This window comes from Janthinobacterium agaricidamnosum NBRC 102515 = DSM 9628 (assembly GCF_000723165.1).
In the GTDB taxonomy this organism is placed as follows: Bacteria; Pseudomonadota; Gammaproteobacteria; order Burkholderiales; family Burkholderiaceae_D; genus Janthinobacterium; species Janthinobacterium agaricidamnosum.
The window spans coordinates 3,726,949-3,743,149 of sequence record NZ_HG322949.1 but is presented as its reverse complement, the minus strand read 5'-3'; the positions used below and the strand labels follow the sequence as shown (position 1 = coordinate 3,743,149).

At 61.9% G+C, this 16,201-nt stretch carries 17 protein-coding genes and 1 tRNA gene; 6 read left to right on the top strand and 12 right to left on the bottom strand.

The features are described 5' to 3' along the window. Positions 1-36: 36 nt before the first annotated feature. From GJA_RS15945 to GJA_RS27425, 3 genes are read right to left on the bottom strand one after another with little or no spacing between them, the layout of a single operon-like run. The gene (locus tag GJA_RS15945; RefSeq protein ID WP_051780970.1) at positions 37-1,368 is read right to left on the bottom strand and encodes a FecR family protein; all 1,332 of its coding nucleotides are present in this window, start codon (positions 1,366-1,368) and stop codon (positions 37-39) included. Next, the gene (locus GJA_RS15940) at positions 1,365-1,892 is read right to left on the bottom strand and encodes a sigma-70 family RNA polymerase sigma factor (RefSeq protein ID WP_242404558.1); all 528 of its coding nucleotides are present in this window, start codon (positions 1,890-1,892) and stop codon (positions 1,365-1,367) included. Before GJA_RS15940 ends, GJA_RS15945 begins: the two co-directional genes overlap by 4 nt. A gap of 46 nt (positions 1,893-1,938) precedes the next feature. Further along, positions 1,939-2,175 carry a hypothetical protein gene (locus GJA_RS27425; RefSeq protein ID WP_144241564.1) on the bottom strand — a complete coding sequence of 79 codons (237 nt, stop codon included), beginning with the start codon at positions 2,173-2,175 and terminating at the stop codon, positions 1,939-1,941. Between the two features lie 49 nt (positions 2,176-2,224). Here GJA_RS27425 and GJA_RS15935 point away from each other — a divergent pair, with 49 nt between their 5' ends. Both GJA_RS15935 and GJA_RS15930 read left to right on the top strand, forming a co-directional pair. Continuing rightward, positions 2,225-2,617, top strand: coding sequence for a GtrA family protein (locus tag GJA_RS15935; protein ID WP_051780969.1), 393 nt, complete (start codon positions 2,225-2,227; stop codon positions 2,615-2,617). Positions 2,618-2,659: 42 nt separating this feature from the next. Then, a complete protein-coding gene (locus GJA_RS15930; RefSeq protein WP_038493990.1) occupies positions 2,660-3,961 on the top strand; it encodes an NCS2 family permease in 1,302 nt (433 codons plus the stop codon). A gap of 157 nt (positions 3,962-4,118) precedes the next feature. Here GJA_RS15930 and GJA_RS15925 read toward each other — a convergent pair whose 3' ends face one another. Then, positions 4,119-4,712: a TetR/AcrR family transcriptional regulator gene (locus tag GJA_RS15925; protein ID WP_038493987.1), complete on the bottom strand. Its 594-nt coding sequence runs from the start codon at positions 4,710-4,712 to the stop codon at positions 4,119-4,121. Between the two features lie 142 nt (positions 4,713-4,854). Here GJA_RS15925 and GJA_RS15920 point away from each other — a divergent pair, with 142 nt between their 5' ends. Continuing rightward, positions 4,855-5,694, top strand: coding sequence for an alpha/beta fold hydrolase (locus GJA_RS15920; RefSeq protein WP_038493984.1), 840 nt, complete (start codon positions 4,855-4,857; stop codon positions 5,692-5,694). Positions 5,695-5,847: 153 nt separating this feature from the next. Here the strand turns inward: GJA_RS15920 and GJA_RS26275 are convergent, their stop codons facing one another. Genes GJA_RS26275 through GJA_RS15905 form a run of 3 tightly spaced genes read right to left on the bottom strand, consistent with a single transcriptional unit; the run spans position 5,848 to position 8,047 of the window. Continuing rightward, entirely contained in the window at positions 5,848-6,852 is a 1,005-nt protein-coding gene (locus tag GJA_RS26275) for a sulfotransferase family protein (RefSeq protein WP_051780967.1), read from the bottom strand. After that, entirely contained in the window at positions 6,849-7,562 is a 714-nt protein-coding gene (locus tag GJA_RS15910) for an aspartyl/asparaginyl beta-hydroxylase domain-containing protein (RefSeq protein ID WP_038493981.1), read from the bottom strand. Before GJA_RS15910 ends, GJA_RS26275 begins: the two co-directional genes overlap by 4 nt. Beyond that, on the bottom strand, positions 7,559-8,047 hold the full coding sequence (locus GJA_RS15905) for a GNAT family N-acetyltransferase (protein WP_144241563.1): 489 nt from the start codon (positions 8,045-8,047) through the stop codon (positions 7,559-7,561). Before GJA_RS15905 ends, GJA_RS15910 begins: the two co-directional genes overlap by 4 nt. Positions 8,048-8,189: 142 nt before the next feature. Here GJA_RS15905 and GJA_RS15900 point away from each other — a divergent pair, with 142 nt between their 5' ends. Together GJA_RS15900 and GJA_RS15895 are read left to right on the top strand one after the other, a co-directional pair. After that, positions 8,190-8,501 (top strand): DUF6916 family protein, encoded by a 312-nt coding sequence (locus GJA_RS15900; protein WP_038493976.1) that lies wholly within the window; start codon positions 8,190-8,192, stop codon positions 8,499-8,501. Next, positions 8,498-9,487, top strand: coding sequence for an SAM-dependent methyltransferase (locus tag GJA_RS15895; RefSeq protein WP_144241562.1), 990 nt, complete (start codon positions 8,498-8,500; stop codon positions 9,485-9,487). Before GJA_RS15900 ends, GJA_RS15895 begins: the two co-directional genes overlap by 4 nt. On the opposite strand, the gene GJA_RS26270 is transcribed toward GJA_RS15895, so the two are convergent. Next, positions 9,484-10,194 carry a phage tail protein gene (locus GJA_RS26270; protein ID WP_081905448.1) on the bottom strand — a complete coding sequence of 237 codons (711 nt, stop codon included), beginning with the start codon at positions 10,192-10,194 and terminating at the stop codon, positions 9,484-9,486. The two genes, GJA_RS15895 and GJA_RS26270, sit on opposite strands and share 4 nt — an antisense overlap. A 217-nt stretch (positions 10,195-10,411) precedes the next feature. Further along, the gene (locus GJA_RS15885; RefSeq protein ID WP_038493970.1) at positions 10,412-11,107 is read right to left on the bottom strand and encodes a phage tail protein; all 696 of its coding nucleotides are present in this window, start codon (positions 11,105-11,107) and stop codon (positions 10,412-10,414) included. A 368-nt stretch (positions 11,108-11,475) separates the two neighbouring features. Here GJA_RS15885 and GJA_RS15880 point away from each other — a divergent pair. Further along, positions 11,476-11,551: transfer RNA gene (locus tag GJA_RS15880), tRNA-Asn, on the top strand. A gap of 451 nt (positions 11,552-12,002) precedes the next feature. Here GJA_RS15880 and GJA_RS15870 read toward each other — a convergent pair. The 3 genes from GJA_RS15870 to GJA_RS15860 all read right to left on the bottom strand — a co-directional run bounded on the left by GJA_RS15870 (position 12,003) and on the right by GJA_RS15860 (position 16,164). Then, on the bottom strand, positions 12,003-13,409 hold the full coding sequence (locus tag GJA_RS15870; protein WP_082771760.1) for a DUF5010 domain-containing protein: 1,407 nt from the start codon (positions 13,407-13,409) through the stop codon (positions 12,003-12,005). A gap of 272 nt (positions 13,410-13,681) precedes the next feature. Further along, complete coding sequence (locus tag GJA_RS15865) at positions 13,682-15,559, bottom strand: cytochrome c/FTR1 family iron permease (protein ID WP_242404557.1); 1,878 nt, start codon at positions 15,557-15,559, stop codon at positions 13,682-13,684. A gap of 233 nt (positions 15,560-15,792) precedes the next feature. After that, positions 15,793-16,164 carry a hypothetical protein gene (locus GJA_RS15860; RefSeq protein WP_038493960.1) on the bottom strand — a complete coding sequence of 124 codons (372 nt, stop codon included), beginning with the start codon at positions 16,162-16,164 and terminating at the stop codon, positions 15,793-15,795. Positions 16,165-16,201: the final 37 nt, after the last annotated feature.

Sequence of the window (16,201 nt, the reverse complement as noted above, 5' to 3'; positions counted from 1 at the left end):
ATCGCCTCGAAGCCCGATTGCGGCGTGTGGCTGCCATTAAGTCCGGGCGACAGCGCGCCTTGCGCCAGCGCCGGGTCGAACGCCAGCAGCGTGTCGGCTTGCTGCGCGAATGTGTTCAGCACGGCGCTCAACGGGCCGCCGGCGATATGGTATGCGTGGCGCTGGCTGGCCGCCGTGGCCGCGGCTGGCGTTTGTGCGTGGGCGGCCGGCGCCATGATGAAGGGCGCGGCGCCGCTGGCGCACAGCAGTGTCAGGCGGGCCGCCAGGCGTAGCGGGTGGAGGGTATTTTTCGGTGTCATGTCGGTTCCTGTCGATGGAGTTCGTTAACCATGACGAAGCAGAAAGACGAAGGGACAGCGGCCCGGCAAAAATAAGGGACATTATTTTTTTCGGCGGCGCCGGGTTCTTCGGCGACACCACCGTCAGCAGCCGCGTGTAGCGCGTGACGGTGATCGGCAGCAGCGCCTGCAGCGTATCGAGCGTGCGTTCGCTGTCGTCCAGCGCGAACACGCCGGACACGCGCAGCTGGCCGAGCTGCGCCGCATCGTAGCGCAGCACGCCGTGGCGGTAATCCGATAGTTTGGCGAGCACGTCGGGCAGCGCGGTATTGTCGGCCACCAGCCGGCCGCGCACCCAGCTGGCCGCCTGCTCCGCATCCAGCGTTTGCGGCGCGCTGACGGCGTCCCTGGTGACGCAAACGCGCTGCCCCGGCAGCACGCTGCGCGACATCTTGCCGTTGGCGCTGGCGGCCTGCACCGATGATTCCAGCACCGTCACCAGCGTGCCGCCAGGCTCGCGCCGCACCAGGTAGCGCGTGCCGAGCGCGCGGGCGCTGCCATCGGCGGTCGTGACGATAAACGGTTGTCGCGCCGGGTCGGCGATATGCGCCACTTGCACCAGCACTTCGCCGGCCAGCAGATCGATACGGCGTTGCGTGCGGTCGTAATGCAGCTTCACGGCGCTGCCGCTATTCAAGGTCAGGATGCTGTGGTCGGGCAGTTGCACTACTTGCCGCTGGCCGGCGGTCGTGCGGTAATCGGCGTTCCAGTAGCGCGCTTGCGGCGCCAGCAGCGACCAGGCGCCGCCGGCCAGCAGCAGCGCCAGCGTCAGCGCCGCCGCTTTCCTGCGCGGCCGGCGGCCGGTGTCGAGTGCGCTGCGCGCCGCTTGCGCCGGCAAGCCGTCGAAGCGGGAAAAGATGCCTTCCAGCCGGCGCGCCGCCAGCGCGTGCTGCGGATGCTGGGCGCACCAGTCGCGGTAGGCGCGGCGCTGTTCGTCGCTGGCCAGGCCCGAACTGAGCCGGGTCAGCCACAGGATGGCCTGGTCGACCACCGCCGCGTCGGGTTCTTGCTGCACGGTGTCCACGCTCATGCCGCCGCCGGATAGAGCACGCGGTAGCAATGGCCCAGCGCGCTGGCCAGGTATTGCTTGACCATGCTGGCCGATACGCCCAGTTCGGCCGCGATCTCGGCGTGGCCCAGGCCATCCAGCCGGCTCAGCAAGAATGCGCGGCGCGGTTTGGCGGCCAGGCCGCCGAGCATGCTGTCGATCGCTTGCAGCGCTTGCACCGCCAGCATGATCTGTTCGGGCGAGTCGGCGCACAAGGGATCGTCGCCGTGCAGCCGGTACAGCGCCTCGAGATAGCTCTGTTCCAGCATGCGCCGGCGCTGCTCGTCGATGATGATGCGGGTCGCGGTGGTGACCATGAAGGCGCGCGGCTGTTCCAGCCGGCGCGGGTCGGGCAGCATCAAAATGCGGGCGAACGCTTCCTGCGCCAGGTCGGCCGCGCGATGCGGGCAGCCGGTCTTTTTGCGCAGCCACGCCGCGAGCCAACCATGGTGGTTGTGGAACAGCAGGCTGAGGAATTCGTTGCGGTTGATGCTGTCGGCGGACACGCCCACTCCCGGAAGGATTTGACTTATATAATAATGATTCTCATTATTATTCATGATAAAGGGCGGCGGCACAAGTAATTCTGGCTTTCTCGACATGCCGCTGTAAGGTGATGCCGTGTCCGGACGACGGAATAAAAGCGCGTGAGGCCGCATTCTTTTTTTGAGCCGTCCGGATCAGGGGGCGTGTCTTGACTGCCGTCGCCGCCGATAGCCGCCGCGCTGTTGTCCCCGGATATAATGCCGCTTCGAATGCCTGGAGCTGGGAACTTGCTGCTTGGTTCATAGTCAGGCCGCCTTTTTATTTTCACGCAGTTTATTTTGAAAGCTTGTCGATGTCCGTTTCGCGCCAATTTCTCCGTTTCGCCGCCGTCGGCGCATCCGGCACGACCGTCCAGTATGGCGTGCTGTGGACCGGCGTCGAACTGCTCGGGACCAGCGCCGCCGCCGCCTCCGGCCTCGGTTATGTGCTCGGGTCGGTGGTCAATTACATCCTCAATTATTTTTTCACCTTTAAAAGCGACAAGGGGCACGGTGAAGCCGCGACCAAGTACTTCACCTTGCTGGGCATAGGCTGGTGCATGAATACCGGCCTGATGTGGCTGCTGGTGCATCAGCTGGGCTGGAATTACTGGATCGCGCAAGTGCTGGCGACGGGGATCGGCCTGGCCTGGAATTTCCTCGGCAGCCGCTGGTGGGCGTTCAAGCTGGCCGGCGCGCAGGATTGATTTATTCACCATCGACGATTTGACGACACCTGGGGGAACACCATGCAACTGCTGGAGCGCTATTTCAAACTGAAGGAACACGGCACCGATGTCCGCACCGAATTGCTGGCCGGGCTGACCACCTTCCTGACGATGGCGTACATCATCTTCGTCAATCCATCGATCCTGGGCGACGCCGGCATGCCCAAGGATGCGGTGTTCGTCGCCACCTGCCTGGCGGCGGCGCTCGGCACGCTGATCATGGGCCTGTACGCCAACTACCCGATCGCGATGGCGCCGGGCATGGGCTTGAACGCGTATTTTTCGTATGCGGTGGTGAAGGGCATGGGCATGCCGTGGGAAGTGGCGCTGGGCGCGGTCTTCATTTCCGGCTGCCTGTTCATCGTGGTCAGCCTGTTCAAGATCCGCGAAATGATCATCGACAGCATCCCGCCGTCGCTGCGCACCGCGATCTCGGTCGGCATCGGCCTGTTCCTGGCCATCATTTCATTGAAAAGCGCCGGCATCGTGGTGTCGAATCCAGCCACCATCATCACCGTCGGCGACTTGCACCAGACCGGTCCGCTGCTCGCCATCGCCGGCTTTTTCATCATCGTCGCGCTCGACTTGCTGAAGGTGCGCGGCGCGATCCTGATCGGCATCCTGCTGATCACGCTGGCCAGCTTTATCGTCGGCGGCAACCAGTTCCACGGCGTGGTGTCGGCCCCTCCGTCGCTGCTGCCGACGCTGTTCAAGCTCGACATCATGGGTGCGCTGTCGTTCGGCATCCTGAACGTGGTGCTGGTGTTTTTCCTGGTCGAGCTGTTCGATGCGACCGGCACATTGATGGGCGTGGCCAGCCGCGCCGGCCTGCTCAGGAATGGCAAGATGGACCGCCTCAACAAGGCCTTGCTGGCCGATAGCACGGCGATCGTCGCCGGCGCCGCGCTGGGCACCTCGAGCACCACCGCGTTTGTCGAAAGCGCGGCCGGCGTGCAGGCGGGCGGCCGCACCGGCCTGACCGCCGTGGCGGTGGCGCTGCTGTTCCTCGGATGCCTGTTCTTCGCGCCGCTGGCCGGCACCGTGCCGGCCTATGCGACCGCGCCGGCGTTGCTGTATGTGGCGTGCCTGATGCTGCGTGAACTGGTGCATGTCGACTGGCAAGACGGCACTGAAAGCGTGCCGGCCGCGATCACCGCGCTGATGATGCCGTTCTCGTATTCGATCGCCACCGGCGTGGCGTTCGGCTTCATCAGCTATGCGGTGCTGAAGCTGCTGACCGGGCGCGCCCGGCAAGTGTCGGCGATGGCCTGGATTATCGCCGCCGTATTCCTGTTCAAGTTCATTTATCTGGGCACCGGCTAAGAGCCTATCCCAGTAGATGAATACGCCCTCTTCTGGCGCTCCTCAGCAGCGGGGACTGCGTTGCTCGTCGTCGCGTGGCCCGCCACGCGTCCTCCTCCCGCCTGGTCCGCGCTCCCGATGCGCGGCCAGCAGAAGACGCTCACTACTGGGATAGGCTCTAAGCCGGCCGCGCCAGGCCCAGTTCCAGTAATTGGCGGCGCACCGCGGCCAGGATTTCATCGGATAATTCCGGCCGCGCCTTGGCCGCGCCGCGCGCCACCGCGATCCCGCCTATCATCGCCGCGGTGATGGCCAGCGCGCGCTGGCGCGCTGCGCCGGCCGGCAGATCCTGGACCAGCGTCGCTTCGACCAGTCTGGTCATCTCTTCAAAGCCGACGCTGAAACAGGCGCTGGTATGTTCATCCTGGCGGCCGATCTCGCTGGCCGACGCGGCGATCGTGCATCCGACCGCGAGATTGTCGCGCCTTTCGCCTGACAGATACGACTCCAGCAAGCTGGCCAGCTCTAACGGCGCGCCATTGCGGCCCGCTTCCAGGCGTTCCTGGTTGCGCGCCATGCCATCGGCCAGCGCCGCCGCCACCAACGCTTCCTTCGATGGAAAATGCGCGTACAGCGCGCCATGCGTCAAGCCCGCGCTGCGCGCGATTTCCGCCACGCCGACGCCGTCGATGCCATGCTCGCGAAACAGGCGGGCGGCGGTGCGTATCAGTACAGCCTTGTTTTCCGCGGCCTTCTCTTTGCTGACTTTCATGTCAAAACCTCATCATCATAATATGCTTGACTTTAATGATTGCGATCACTATCATTAAAACATTGATTGCGATCATAATCATAACATGCGATGGCCGGCGCCCGCCAGCCTAGCCCTTTACCCGATATCAGGAGTATTAATCATGCAACACACGCATATTTCCGTACCGACCAGTTTTATCGACGCCAATGGCCATCGTTATGCCTATCGCCGCTTTGGCAGCGGCAAGGGCGTGCCGCTGATTTTCTTGCAGCACTTTCGCGGCGGCATGGATCATTGGGATCCGCTGATCACCGACGGCCTGGCGCAGGGACGTACCGTGATCCTGTTCGACAATGCCGGGGTGGCGGCGTCCAGCGGCGCAACCCCGGACACGATCGAGGCGATGGCCGATCATGTCGCGCTATTCCTGGGCGCGCTTGGTTATGCCGAGGTCGATGTGCTCGGTTTTTCGCTGGGGGGATATGTTGCGCAGCAAGTTGCCTTCCGTCACGCTCATCTGGTGCGGCGCCTGGTGCTGGCTGGCACCGGGCCGCGCGCTGGCGTGCTCGGCACCGATGCGCGCGTGGTGCCGGCGGCCACCGGCAATCCGATTCCGACACTGGAGGATTTCCTGATACTCTTCTTTGGGCCATCGGACGCCAGCCAGGCGGCGGGCAGGGCGTTCTGGGAGCGGCGCCATTGGCGCACGGCGGACCTGGATGTGCCAAGTTCGCAGCAAACCATGATGTCCCAGCTTGCGGCGATCGCCGCATGGCGCCAGCCGAAAGGCGAACCTTACGCCGAGCTGAAGGTTCTCCGGCAGCCGACCCTGGTGGTCAACGGCAGCGATGACATTATGGTTCCCACTATCAACTCCTACAACTTGGCGCAGCACATTCCGAACGCCCAGCTGATTATTTATCCCGATTCGGGGCACGGCGCGCACTTCCAGTATCCGGCGCTGTTCTTGCAGCATGTCGGTATTTTTCTGGATGCATGAGCTGGCACCGGAATATGGCCATCGGGCGAGGCGGATGACAAGCTATCCTGGTGATGCGAAGCGGCATGGTTGGCGCGAACACCCGACGCACGCTCGATGTCGCGGCGTTTCGGGGTGTTGCCGCCAGCGATGCGCTGGCGCCTGTGGTTGTCATCAATAGTGCGGATGCGCCAGCTCCGCATACAAAGGCTGTATCGATGCGGCAATGATCGACAAACGATCCGCCTGCGCTGCTGGCGGGTCGCCCTGGAAAGCGTTACCGGTGTATTTGGAATGAAAGCCCGAACGCTGCCGCATCGTTTGCAACTGTTCTTGCGTGTATTCGACGGCCAAGTCGTCCAGCAATGCCGAAAACAGTATTCCCGGCAATTGATTGTAGTTGATGAGCTTTAATTTTCCAGCCCCGGCATGGTTTTTCGCGGCCGCGAAAAAACTTGCCAGCACCAGCCCGGCATAAGCGTCCAGGTCGCCGAGGCCGATGGCGTGTGGCGGCAGCGGCAGCAAGGCTGGGTGAATTAATCCCGGCACCATTTGCGGGCCGCGCTGGCGCTGGTGCGACGCGAGCACCGCTTGCGGTTCGCGGTATAAAAAGAGGCACGGCGTTTCTGGAAAAGCTTGCTGCAATAAAGCCAGGCTGTGGATGTGCCAGCAATCGAATTTGATAAAGAATTTTTTCTCGGCTATCGAGCGGCGCTGGCCCAGCGCGCGTATCACTTTGCGCAGCAGCGCCGGGGTATCCTGGCCTGGGTGGTCGTGGTGCAGGCGCAGCACCGAATCGATCACCGGCGGCTCCGACATCACCACGCACTGCGGCAGCGAGGCCAGCAATTGGGTCAGCAAGGTCGAGCCGCAACGCGAGACGTGGAAGATGAAGGCGGTGGGTGGCAAACTATCGTCAATATCGTCCAGCGCCGACAGCGGCGTATGGCAGACCCGGCGCTGTTCGCGCGGCTGGCGCTCCAGCGTATTGTTGAAGAAAGAATCGCTAAAACGGAGCTGTCCCAGGTCGCGCCAGCACACCGCAATGGCGCCGTGGTCCGGGTCGCGGTTGACGGTGATGGGATACCAGCCGTGCAACGCCATGCCGGCTTGCCACGGGATAGCTTCTCCCTTGCTCAGCAAGCGTTCCTGCAATGCAAAACCGTTGTTGGCGCTCATGCTCCAGCTCCACGGCGTATCGCATCCAGCCGGGCCGCCAGGCCCAGCGCGGCCGGGGCGCCGGACGTCCGCAGGCGGTCGATGATCTCTGCGACATTGCCATCGTTGATGCTCGGGTCGGCATATTTCGGCGCGGTTTTCGGCACGAAACCGGCGCGCTCGAACAGTTGCTCCAGCCACTGGTTGGTGATGCAGTCGAGCACCAGGTGTACCCGCGGCGTGGCGCCGCGATTCTCTACCGCGTGCAGGCAGCTGGCGTCCATATACCACGCGTGTCCGGCCGAAAAATGAACCGCTTCGCCATCGATGCTGAACAACACGTGCTCCGAGGTGTGGATTGGAATGTGGATGCGCGTCAAGCCATCGGCCAGCGCGGTGCCGGTATCGCGGTGGGCGTGGATCTGCGCGCCCGCTTGCAGCGCCATCAGGCGCACCGCGCCGGTGTCGCATGCGAAACTGGCGATCACTTCTCGCAGGCAGGGGCAGCGGGCCAGCAGCGGGGTATCGGCGAAGGCCGCGCCGTCGAGCGGAATGATGTGGTCCGCCGCGCCGCCGGCCGAGCGCAGCGGGATGCAGCTCCAGCCTTGTTCATAGGCACGGGTATTGAAGTGGTCGATCCAGTCGCCGGCCTGGAACTGGTCGCTGTCGCGCTGCATGCGCGGCACGTCGAAAGTCATCGGCAATTGCAGCCAGGTGCTGGCGGGTTTCATGCGGCGCTCCAGATCAGTTGCTGTTGCAGCGCGTCTTCCGAGGCGGCATGGAAACCGAGGCGTGCATAGAAGGCGCGCGCGGCCAGATTGCCGTGGCTGACGCCGAGACGAATGCACTGATCCTGCTTGGCCGCCGCCGCTTGCAGCGCGCCCAGCACGGCGCTGCCGGCGCCCTGGCCCTGGGCTTGCGGCAAGATCGCGATATCGACGATGCGCAACGCTGTATCGTCGCGGTCGAGCACCAGCCGGCCGATCGCCGCGCCGTCCTGTTCCAGCACCAGATAATCTGCTTGCGGATAAGCCTGGCGGTAACCCTGGATTTGCATGCGCTGCTGCATGGCGATCAAGTCGGCGATGAAGGCCGGATCGGCTGGCATCAGGCGCAGATCGTCGCGGGTGGAGCGGTACAGCGCAGCGGCGAACGCGGCGTCTTCGGCATTGTCGTTGAATGGGCGCAAGCGGTAGGGGGTGGGCAGGCAATACACCGGGACTCCATGGTATGCAGTGGGTGGCGGGATACTTAGAGCCTATCCCAGTAGACTGGGATAGGCTCTTAACAAGATGCTGTCTATTTGCTATGCTGCCTCTATTTACGCGGTCTTGCAACCACATTCACAGGATGAGGCGATGAATATGACGCTTGAGCAGATCAGTCCGTTTTTGAACAGCAGTTTTAGCGCACATACGGCGGCCGGTCTGGTGCCGCTGATATTGACCGAGGCCGCGGAATTGCCGCGGCGTGGTTTGCCGGAACAGTTCCGCACGCCGCTCAGCCTGATTTTCAGCGGCCCGGCCGAGTTGGTGCTGAGCGAGGGCAACTACACGCTGGACCATGAGCACCTGGGCCAGGTGTCATGGTATGTGTGGCCGATCGCGCCATCGCTGCCGGCCAAGGCCGGCGAAGCGGGCAAGCAGCGCTACCAGGTCAGTTTTTCGTGATGGAGGCCAGCGCGGCACAAGCCGGGCTGGCCGGCATTGCGCGCGCCATCGCCGATCCGTTACGGCCGCTGGAGTCGCTGATCGGCGAAGCGGGCCAGTTGCGCAGCCTGGTCGAACAGCATACGCGGCTGTCGATGGCTGCTTCGGACCACATGACCGCCGGCGAACGTATCTTGGAGAGCGGCTGGGCGATTTCACCGGTGCAAGCGGGCTTGTGCGCGCGCGAACCGTTGCGCAGCGCCGCCTTCATCAAGGGCCTGGCGGCGGCCATCGGCGATGCGCTGACCGGGCATGCGCCGGTATCGGTACTGTATGCCGGCTGCGGCCCGTTTGCCTTGCTGGCCTTGCCGCTGATGGCGATATTTTCGCCACAGCAAGTGCAATTCACGATACTCGAAGTGCACCCTGAAACACTGGCCTATGCGCGCGAGCTGATCGAAGGATGCGGTTATGGCGGCCATGTGCGGGAATTCGTGTGCGCCGACGCCGCGCTGTACCGGATACCGGCGGCGTCGATGCCGCAAGTGATCGTCAGCGAAACCATGAATACGGCGCTGGGCAAGGAACCGCAGGTGGCCATCATGCGCAATCTGTTCCTGCAGGCGCCGCTGGCGGCGCTGGTGCCGACGGCGGTATCGGTACATCTTGGCTTGCCGGGCCGTTCACGCCGGCATCCCTGCGCCGACTGGGGCGAAGTATTTACCTTGAATGCGAGCAATATGCGGGCCTGGCGGGATGCCGGCGCGGCCAGTTTGCCGGCCGCCAGCATCAAGTTGCCGACAGTGCTGCATGCAACGGAGCCGCGCTTGTTGACGCGTATCCAGGTCTATCGCGATATCGTATTGTCCGATTACGATTGCAGCTTGAACTTGCCGCTGCGCCTGCCGGGAAAACCGCTGCTGGCAGGCGCGGCGACGCTGCACTTCCATTACCGGCTGGGACGCCAGCCGGGACTGGTGTGCGAGGTCGGGACTGGCAAGGCTTAATTACGCTGCGGGAAATAACCCTCGACCGCAATAATATATTGCATCGCCAGGAACGGTGGCGTCGGTGCGCTGGTCGCGGTGACCGTGGTCGGCGCTTGCAATGGCTGTCCGGAACCGGTGTTGCTATTGGTGACCGTGGTCGCCACCGTTACTTGCGCGCTGCCGCCGGCCATGGTGACGCTGCCGGTGGTGCCGAGCTTGTCGATATAGACGCTGGACACACTGGCGCCGTTGGCTTTCGATTGCGCCAGGTAACCATTGGCGATCGGCGTGATCGAATTGCCGTTATCCAGGCTGGCGGTGATGTTCATGTTGACCACCGACGGCGGCGTCGAGACGCTTGCCGTGTGGGTATGCGCCGGCAAGTTGGCTTGCGTCAACGCAACGGTGACGTTACCGCTGCTGGTCAGCCTGACGTTGCTGCCCAGCGTGTCGCCCATATTGGGATTGCCGGCGCCGCCCGGCGTGGTGACAGGCGCCGTGACGATGCGGTCCGGCGCCGGCGTGCCGTTCAGCGCAACCGGGATGCGCCCGCGCAAGTCGGGCAGCGCGAACGTGGTGCGGCCGTCGCCGCCATACGTGGTGCCGATCAAGGCATACAGGGCGGCGTTGGTGTTGATGTTCAATACCTGGCCATTACAAAACATCCATCCTTTGGGTGCGAAGGGAAATGCCGACAACATAACCGTGCCTAAGATTGGATCCATGGGTCATCCTTGAAAAATAAAGGGTTTGCGTGACGTGGTAGAAAGCCGAATGAATAGTAAGATGATTTTCAATAAAAAACCAGTTGCCGATTATAATTTTTAGCGATGGATTGTTGGCCGGTCCGCTGCATTCGGCTGCATCAGCGATTATCGCTTCCACACGGTGCCGACATAAAAAAAGGTGCGATAGACGCACCTTTTTATGCTATCGCGATAATTAATTACGGCTTGGGAAAATACCTTCGACGCAAATAATGTACAGCACGCCTTGAAATGGCGGCACGGTCGCCACGCTGCCGTTGGTGGTGACCGTCACCGGCGCCGTCAGCGGCGTGCCGCTGCCGGTATTATTAACGGTCACCGTGCCGCCCGAACCGCCGCCGCTGACGGTGGCCATGTCGCTGGCCAGCGTGGTGCTGCCGCTACCGATATTGTCCCGATACAAGTAGGGCGTGACCGCGCCAGACGACTTGCCGACCGCCAGGTAACTGGTGCTGGTCGGCGTCGCCGTGGTGGCGTTGTCGGTACTGACCTTGATGGCGACGGTGGTCGACGAGCCGCCGCTGGCGGTGAAAGTGGCGGTATGGTTATGTGCCGGCAAGTTCGGCACGGTCAGCGTCACGGTGGCGGCGCCGGTGCCCGGCGCGGTGAAGGTGGTATTGACGGCGCCGCCGGTCGTGCCGTTGTCCGCGACGATGCGGCCGGTGATGCCCTGGTTGGTGCCTGCTGGAATGCGGCCGCGCAAATCGGGCAAGCCGAACGTGGTAACGCCGTCGCCGCCGTACTGCGTGCCGAGCAAGGCAAACAAGGCGGAGTTTTGGCTGATGCTTAACAACTGTCCATTGCAACTCATCCAGCCGCGTGGCGGAAAGTTAAAACCAACGCCGATAATTGTTCCGAGAAACATGTCCATAGTCGATCCCTTTCAAATGTGGGGTAACCAGCCAAGCCGTGTCCGTTGCTGGAGTCGGGCCTTATCTTTGTTTGAGTACAGCGTACTTATATTAAGTCAGTTTTATAAAAACAGCACCTTGAAATTTGCAATATGGTGAGATTGGCGGTGAGTATATTTTTTTAGCTGATATATCGCTTTATGGAAAATATGTTAATAATGATAATTGGTGGTTTTGTCAGGCTGTAGTATTAACTTTATTGTTATTTTATAGGCAATATTTCGGGTGCCGGATACGGCTTGGCCGCTGCACTGCGCCGGGTGAATTCATGCGGGGCGATGGCTGGTCTGGACAAGTCAAAAAACGCCGTATATAATGCGGCCTCTTTTCCCTGATAGCTCAGTCGGTAGAGCGACGGACTGTTAATCCGCAGGTCCCTGGTTCGAGTCCAGGTCGGGGAGCCAGAATTAAGCATGAAAAAACAGCCGCAGCGATGCGGCTGTTTTTTTTCGCTTCCTGTTTGCTCGCCGGACAAGTGTCCGGCTTCAATCAAGCGATGCGTTGGCGCTGCCTTTCAGCCTGTATCGCATTCTGTTTCGCATCCTTCCACAGCCACACGCGCCGTCCGTCTTTTTAAGGCGGAACGAAAAGCAGAAGCCGGAGAAATAGCGCAGCCTGCCGTCCTGCCGTCCTGCCGTCCTGCCGTCCTGCCGGACCAGTTCCACGCTCAGCAGCTTGCCTTGCAATTGCTTCAGTTCCAGCGTGGTCTTGTCGGACAGCAGTTCAACCGTGAATTCAAAGCCGCGCGACAGGCTACCACGTGTGTCAGGGCAACCCGAGGGAAGGAGGGCGGATCTCGCAGTTGAGGCCGGTGATGAAAATGCCCGGACCTGAAGGCCCGGGCGTATCTTTCTATCAGGACTTCCACCAGTTGAAGTTGATACCGCCGTTATCGAAAACGATACGGACGGTGTGGTACGAGTCGGCGTCGATGCCCAGATTGCCGAAATCGTAGGTCACCCAGTTTTGCCATCCGCCGGTGCTGGGCAGCGTTTGCGGAGCTTGCGCGACACCGTCGATGACAAAGTGCATTTTTCTTCCGGAGCTAGGCGTTGCGATCCGCACCTGGAAATGCGAACCGGCCTTGACCGGTACATGTTCCCATTCCAGCCACTCGCCGTTTTGCATCGAGCCCACGTTGACGCCGCCGCCCACATCGCGGGTCGGTTCGATGGCGATGTTGCCATTGCGGTAGAAGTTGGTCTTGCCATTGCCGCCGTTGGCGCCGCCGAAATAATCGGCGCCGGCCGCCGCGAACTTCAGGTCGGCGGAAAATGGATTCCGGCTATGCGCGCGCAGGATATTAATGCGCTGGTTCGGATAATCGTACAGCGTGTCTTGATATGTCAGCGGCTTGCCGTCGGCGTCGAGGTTGCGGACCCGAAACACCGATGCGTTCTCGAGGAAATCGGTGAAGCCTTCGACCAGCGTCAGCAGGGCGCCGGCATCGACCGTATTCTTCAAGGCCGTATCGAAGGTGCGGCCATGGTCGGGATCCCTGAAGGTGGGGGAGGTTGGCGCAAACAGGCCGGGAAACGCCACGCCGATTTTGGTGCGGTTGACGTTGGTCAGTGTCCAGGTGCCGCCACCCGACCAGGCATGGGCCGCATCGACCACCGCGGCTAGCGTGGTGTCGTTTTTCAGTGCGTCGGTATTGACGATGATGTAGGGATTGAAGCCAAAGTCTTGCATGCACTTTTGACGCACATACTTCATCGCGCTGGAGTAATTGCCCTGCTCGTTGCCGACCGTGGCCGCATTGCCGGTCCAGATGATGATCACCGGCCGGCCGTCGATCTTGAAGCGGTTGGCGTCGGGAATGGTGTCAAAAAACACCTTGTAGTTGGTGTCGTAAATATAGGTCCAGTTGGCCGGGTTGCCGATGTCGAATGGCAGTGAATTATGGTTGGCCTGGTTCCATTGCGCCTTCCACGAGGCGGCATTGTCGTCGAACAGCGCCACCTTGATCTGGCTGTCCAGCCCGGTCTTGGCCAGCGCCTTGACGATCGGCGCCATGCCGGCCGGACTCCAGTTGGTGAACGGATAAGCGCCACGCACATTCGGCGCGACGAAATCGACGCCGGCCTCGCCCAGCTCGCGTACCCAGGCGTCCCAGGTGCCATCGGGATTTTTCGGGTCGGGGTTGTACAGCGGCGTGTTATAGGTCCCCGTATCCGGGCCGATGATCTCGGTTTCCTTGGTGTAGTTATAGCCGAAAGTTACGCCGACATACTGGGCCTGGGCGAACGGCATACAGGTCATCAAGACGGCTGCGGCCACCGCCCATTTCTGATGGAGCCAATTTCTTCTGGATTGCACGGATGTTCCTCCTCATGAACGAATACAAGTTAGATTATTTCCAAAATGAAAATAATTTCCTAAGGTGTTTAACTTGCAGTGGGATGGTAGCTTGCAAATTGCTATTGGGCAAGTTTCACACGACCTCGGTTGTGCCTTGGAGAGGGAAGACGATAGCAAACAGGGGCTGCGTTTGCACGCAGCCCCTGTTGCGGTGGCTTGAAGCGGGACGCGGATCAGGCGGTGCTGGTTTTACCGGTCTTGCGGGCGCTGAACAGGTTGATGCCGAAGCCGCTCAAGGCGACCGCCAGCACGATGCATTGCGCGATCAGCGTTTCGGCGCTCGGATAAATACCCAGCATATCGATGCGTGGCGCCCAGACCGGATTCACGCCGACCCAGCCAGCCTCTTGCAAGCCGGCCATGCCCTTGCCGATCAAGATCACCGCCAGCACCGCCACCAGTACCGAGGTGTACGAGAAGAACTTGCCGATTGGCATGCGCGCACTGGTGCGCAGCAGCGCCCAGGCGATCACCATCAGCAGCGCGACGGCGCTGAGGAAGCCGCCCAGCAAGGCCATGCCGTTGCCGTCCGCCGCCAGCGCGGAATAAAACAGCACGGTTTCAAACACTTCGCGGTACACGGCGATGAAGGACAGCGCGAACAAGGCCCACGCCGAGCGGCGGTTCATCGCGGCCGACAGTTTCTCGGTCAGGTAGGCTTGCCAGCGTCCGGCGCTGCTCTTCTGGTGCATCCACAGGCCGACGCTGAGCAAGACCAGCGCGGCAAATACCGAGCCGACGCCTTCGGTCACTTCGCGGCTGGCGCCGCTGATTTCGACCAGGTAGGTGGCGACGGCCCAGGTCAGCGCGCCGGCGGCCAGCGCGCCTATCCAGCCGGCGTGCACGTGGCGCAGCACGTCGCGCCGTTCGGCCTTTTTGAGGAAGGCGATGATGCCGATCACGATCAGCAGCGCTTCGACGCCTTCGCGCAGCAAGATCGTCAGCGCGCCGATGTAGGTGGTCATCGGCGATGCCTGGCCGGACGACATTTCGGCGTCGACCTGGGCAAACAGCCGGTCCAGTCTGGCGGCTTGCGCCGTCACTTGGTCCGGCGTGCCTTTGGCGACCGCCGAACGGTAGGCCAGCATCGCATCTTCGACCGCGACCAGCAGTCCTTTGTTACGTGCGCCGACCATCGGTTCGATCGGTTCAAAGCCATCCAGGTAAGCCGACAGGGCCAGCTTGGTGGCCGCCGCGCGGTCGCCGGCATGCAGCGCCGCCAGGCTTTCCTGCAGCCGCAAGCGGGACAGTGCCAGTCCGGCCGGCTTGCCGGCGTCGACCGCGCCCGGATGGGTGCGCAGATAGGCGATCACGTCGCGCGCGTCGTCGTGGCCGATGGCCGCTGCGGCGGCCGTTTCGGTCAGCGTGGTCAGTGCCGCCATGTCGGGGAAGTTGCCTTTCAGTGCGGCATTTTTTTGCCACAGTTGCTGACCGTGGCCGCGCATCGTATCGTCGTGCGACAGGCTGCCGATGAAAAATGCCAGCGCCCAGCGGTCGGCGTCCGGCAGCGCCGCAAAGCTGGTCATCGAAGTGCCTTCCACGCCTTGCGACACGACCTGGTACAGCGCCATCACGCTGCGCGAGGCGGCCCGTTCGCGGTCGGTGAAGGCGATCGGTTTCGGTTCCAGGCTGGCCGCCAGCGGGCCGTCGCCGGCCCCCAGCGCGCCATGGCAGGAGGCGCATTGGGCCGCGTACAGCACGGCGCCGCGCGCCAGGTCGGGCAAGATTTTCGGCGCCACCGGTATCGGGTAGGCGGCGATCAGCAAGTCGTTGGCGTGGTGCGCCAGCCGCGCCACTTCAGCCGCATCGGCCTTGCGCACGACGGCCGCGCGCAGTGCGCCAATCGCGGCGGCTATGTTCGCTTGCGAGGCATGCGCCGGCAGCAGCGATACCTGCCTGGTCGCGTTCTCGGTGAAGTCGAGCATTTCCGCATACTCGCCCTGGTCGGCAACAGCGCCATTGGCAACCGCGCCGCCATAGTCGACTGCAACATAGTCGATCAATTGCCATAATTGTCGGGCGTTATGTTCCGGCGCGACGGCTTGCGCCATGGCGGGATTTGCCAGCAATATGGAACACAGCAACATGCCTGAACCGCACTTCAACATGTTGGCCAAGTAAATAATAACTATTCGCATTTGGATTTTCATCCAGCGAGTCTAGTTTTTGTTGCTCAATTTGTCAATGCGCATGGTGTGCAGAAGGGGGCTTCATGCAGGGCAGGAAACACGAAAAAAGCGGTAAAAAAGCGCCCTGCGAAAGATCACAAGGCGCCGCGGTCTGATCAAGGATCGACCAGCACGTCAAAACGGATATTGAGCGGGCTGCTCCACGAAATTTCTACCCAGGCGTAAAAGCCGCCTTCGAACGGTGCGATGTTGTACACCGCCATGCGTGCACTGCCGATGAAGCGGTGCTGGGCGTCCGTGCTGAATTCGCTGATGTTGACGAACACGCGCGAATTCGGATGGATCGATGCATTGGCAAACGGCACGGCATGGAATACGCCGTTGGCGCGCCAAGTGTAGTAAGTGCTGAACGATGCCCCGCTCAGGTTGGCTGCTTGTGCGCCCGCACCGTCCGATTTTTGCAATTCCGGTTGCTCGCTGATCTTTTCGGCCAGATTGCTGCCGGCAGCCTTTTCTTGAGTCTCCATGATGATAACCTCGCTTGAGATGCTTGTGATGTGCTCC

What these genes read in the sequence shown, in the direction of transcription:
- GJA_RS15920 (WP_038493984.1), top strand. Translation starts at nt 4,855, where the DNA reads ATGCAACACACGCATATTTCCGTACCGACCAGTTTTATCGACGCCAAT.
- GJA_RS15900 (WP_038493976.1), top strand. Translation starts at nt 8,190, where the DNA reads ATGAATATGACGCTTGAGCAGATCAGTCCGTTTTTGAACAGCAGTTTT.
- GJA_RS15860 (WP_038493960.1), bottom strand. Translation starts at nt 16,164, where the DNA reads ATGGAGACTCAAGAAAAGGCTGCCGGCAGCAATCTGGCCGAAAAGATC.
- GJA_RS15865 (WP_242404557.1), bottom strand. Translation starts at nt 15,559, where the DNA reads ATGGCGCAAGCCGTCGCGCCGGAACATAACGCCCGACAATTATGGCAA.
- GJA_RS15885 (WP_038493970.1), bottom strand. Translation starts at nt 11,107, where the DNA reads ATGGACATGTTTCTCGGAACAATTATCGGCGTTGGTTTTAACTTTCCG.
- GJA_RS15870 (WP_082771760.1), bottom strand. Translation starts at nt 13,409, where the DNA reads ATGACCTGTATGCCGTTCGCCCAGGCCCAGTATGTCGGCGTAACTTTC.
- GJA_RS27425 (WP_144241564.1), bottom strand. Translation starts at nt 2,175, where the DNA reads ATGAACCAAGCAGCAAGTTCCCAGCTCCAGGCATTCGAAGCGGCATTA.
- GJA_RS15945 (WP_051780970.1), bottom strand. Translation starts at nt 1,368, where the DNA reads ATGAGCGTGGACACCGTGCAGCAAGAACCCGACGCGGCGGTGGTCGAC.
- GJA_RS15925 (WP_038493987.1), bottom strand. Translation starts at nt 4,712, where the DNA reads ATGAAAGTCAGCAAAGAGAAGGCCGCGGAAAACAAGGCTGTACTGATA.
- GJA_RS15930 (WP_038493990.1), top strand. Translation starts at nt 2,660, where the DNA reads ATGCAACTGCTGGAGCGCTATTTCAAACTGAAGGAACACGGCACCGAT.
- GJA_RS15935 (WP_051780969.1), top strand. Translation starts at nt 2,225, where the DNA reads ATGTCCGTTTCGCGCCAATTTCTCCGTTTCGCCGCCGTCGGCGCATCC.
- GJA_RS15910 (WP_038493981.1), bottom strand. Translation starts at nt 7,562, where the DNA reads ATGAAACCCGCCAGCACCTGGCTGCAATTGCCGATGACTTTCGACGTG.
- GJA_RS26270 (WP_081905448.1), bottom strand. Translation starts at nt 10,194, where the DNA reads ATGGATCCAATCTTAGGCACGGTTATGTTGTCGGCATTTCCCTTCGCA.
- GJA_RS26275 (WP_051780967.1), bottom strand. Translation starts at nt 6,852, where the DNA reads ATGAGCGCCAACAACGGTTTTGCATTGCAGGAACGCTTGCTGAGCAAG.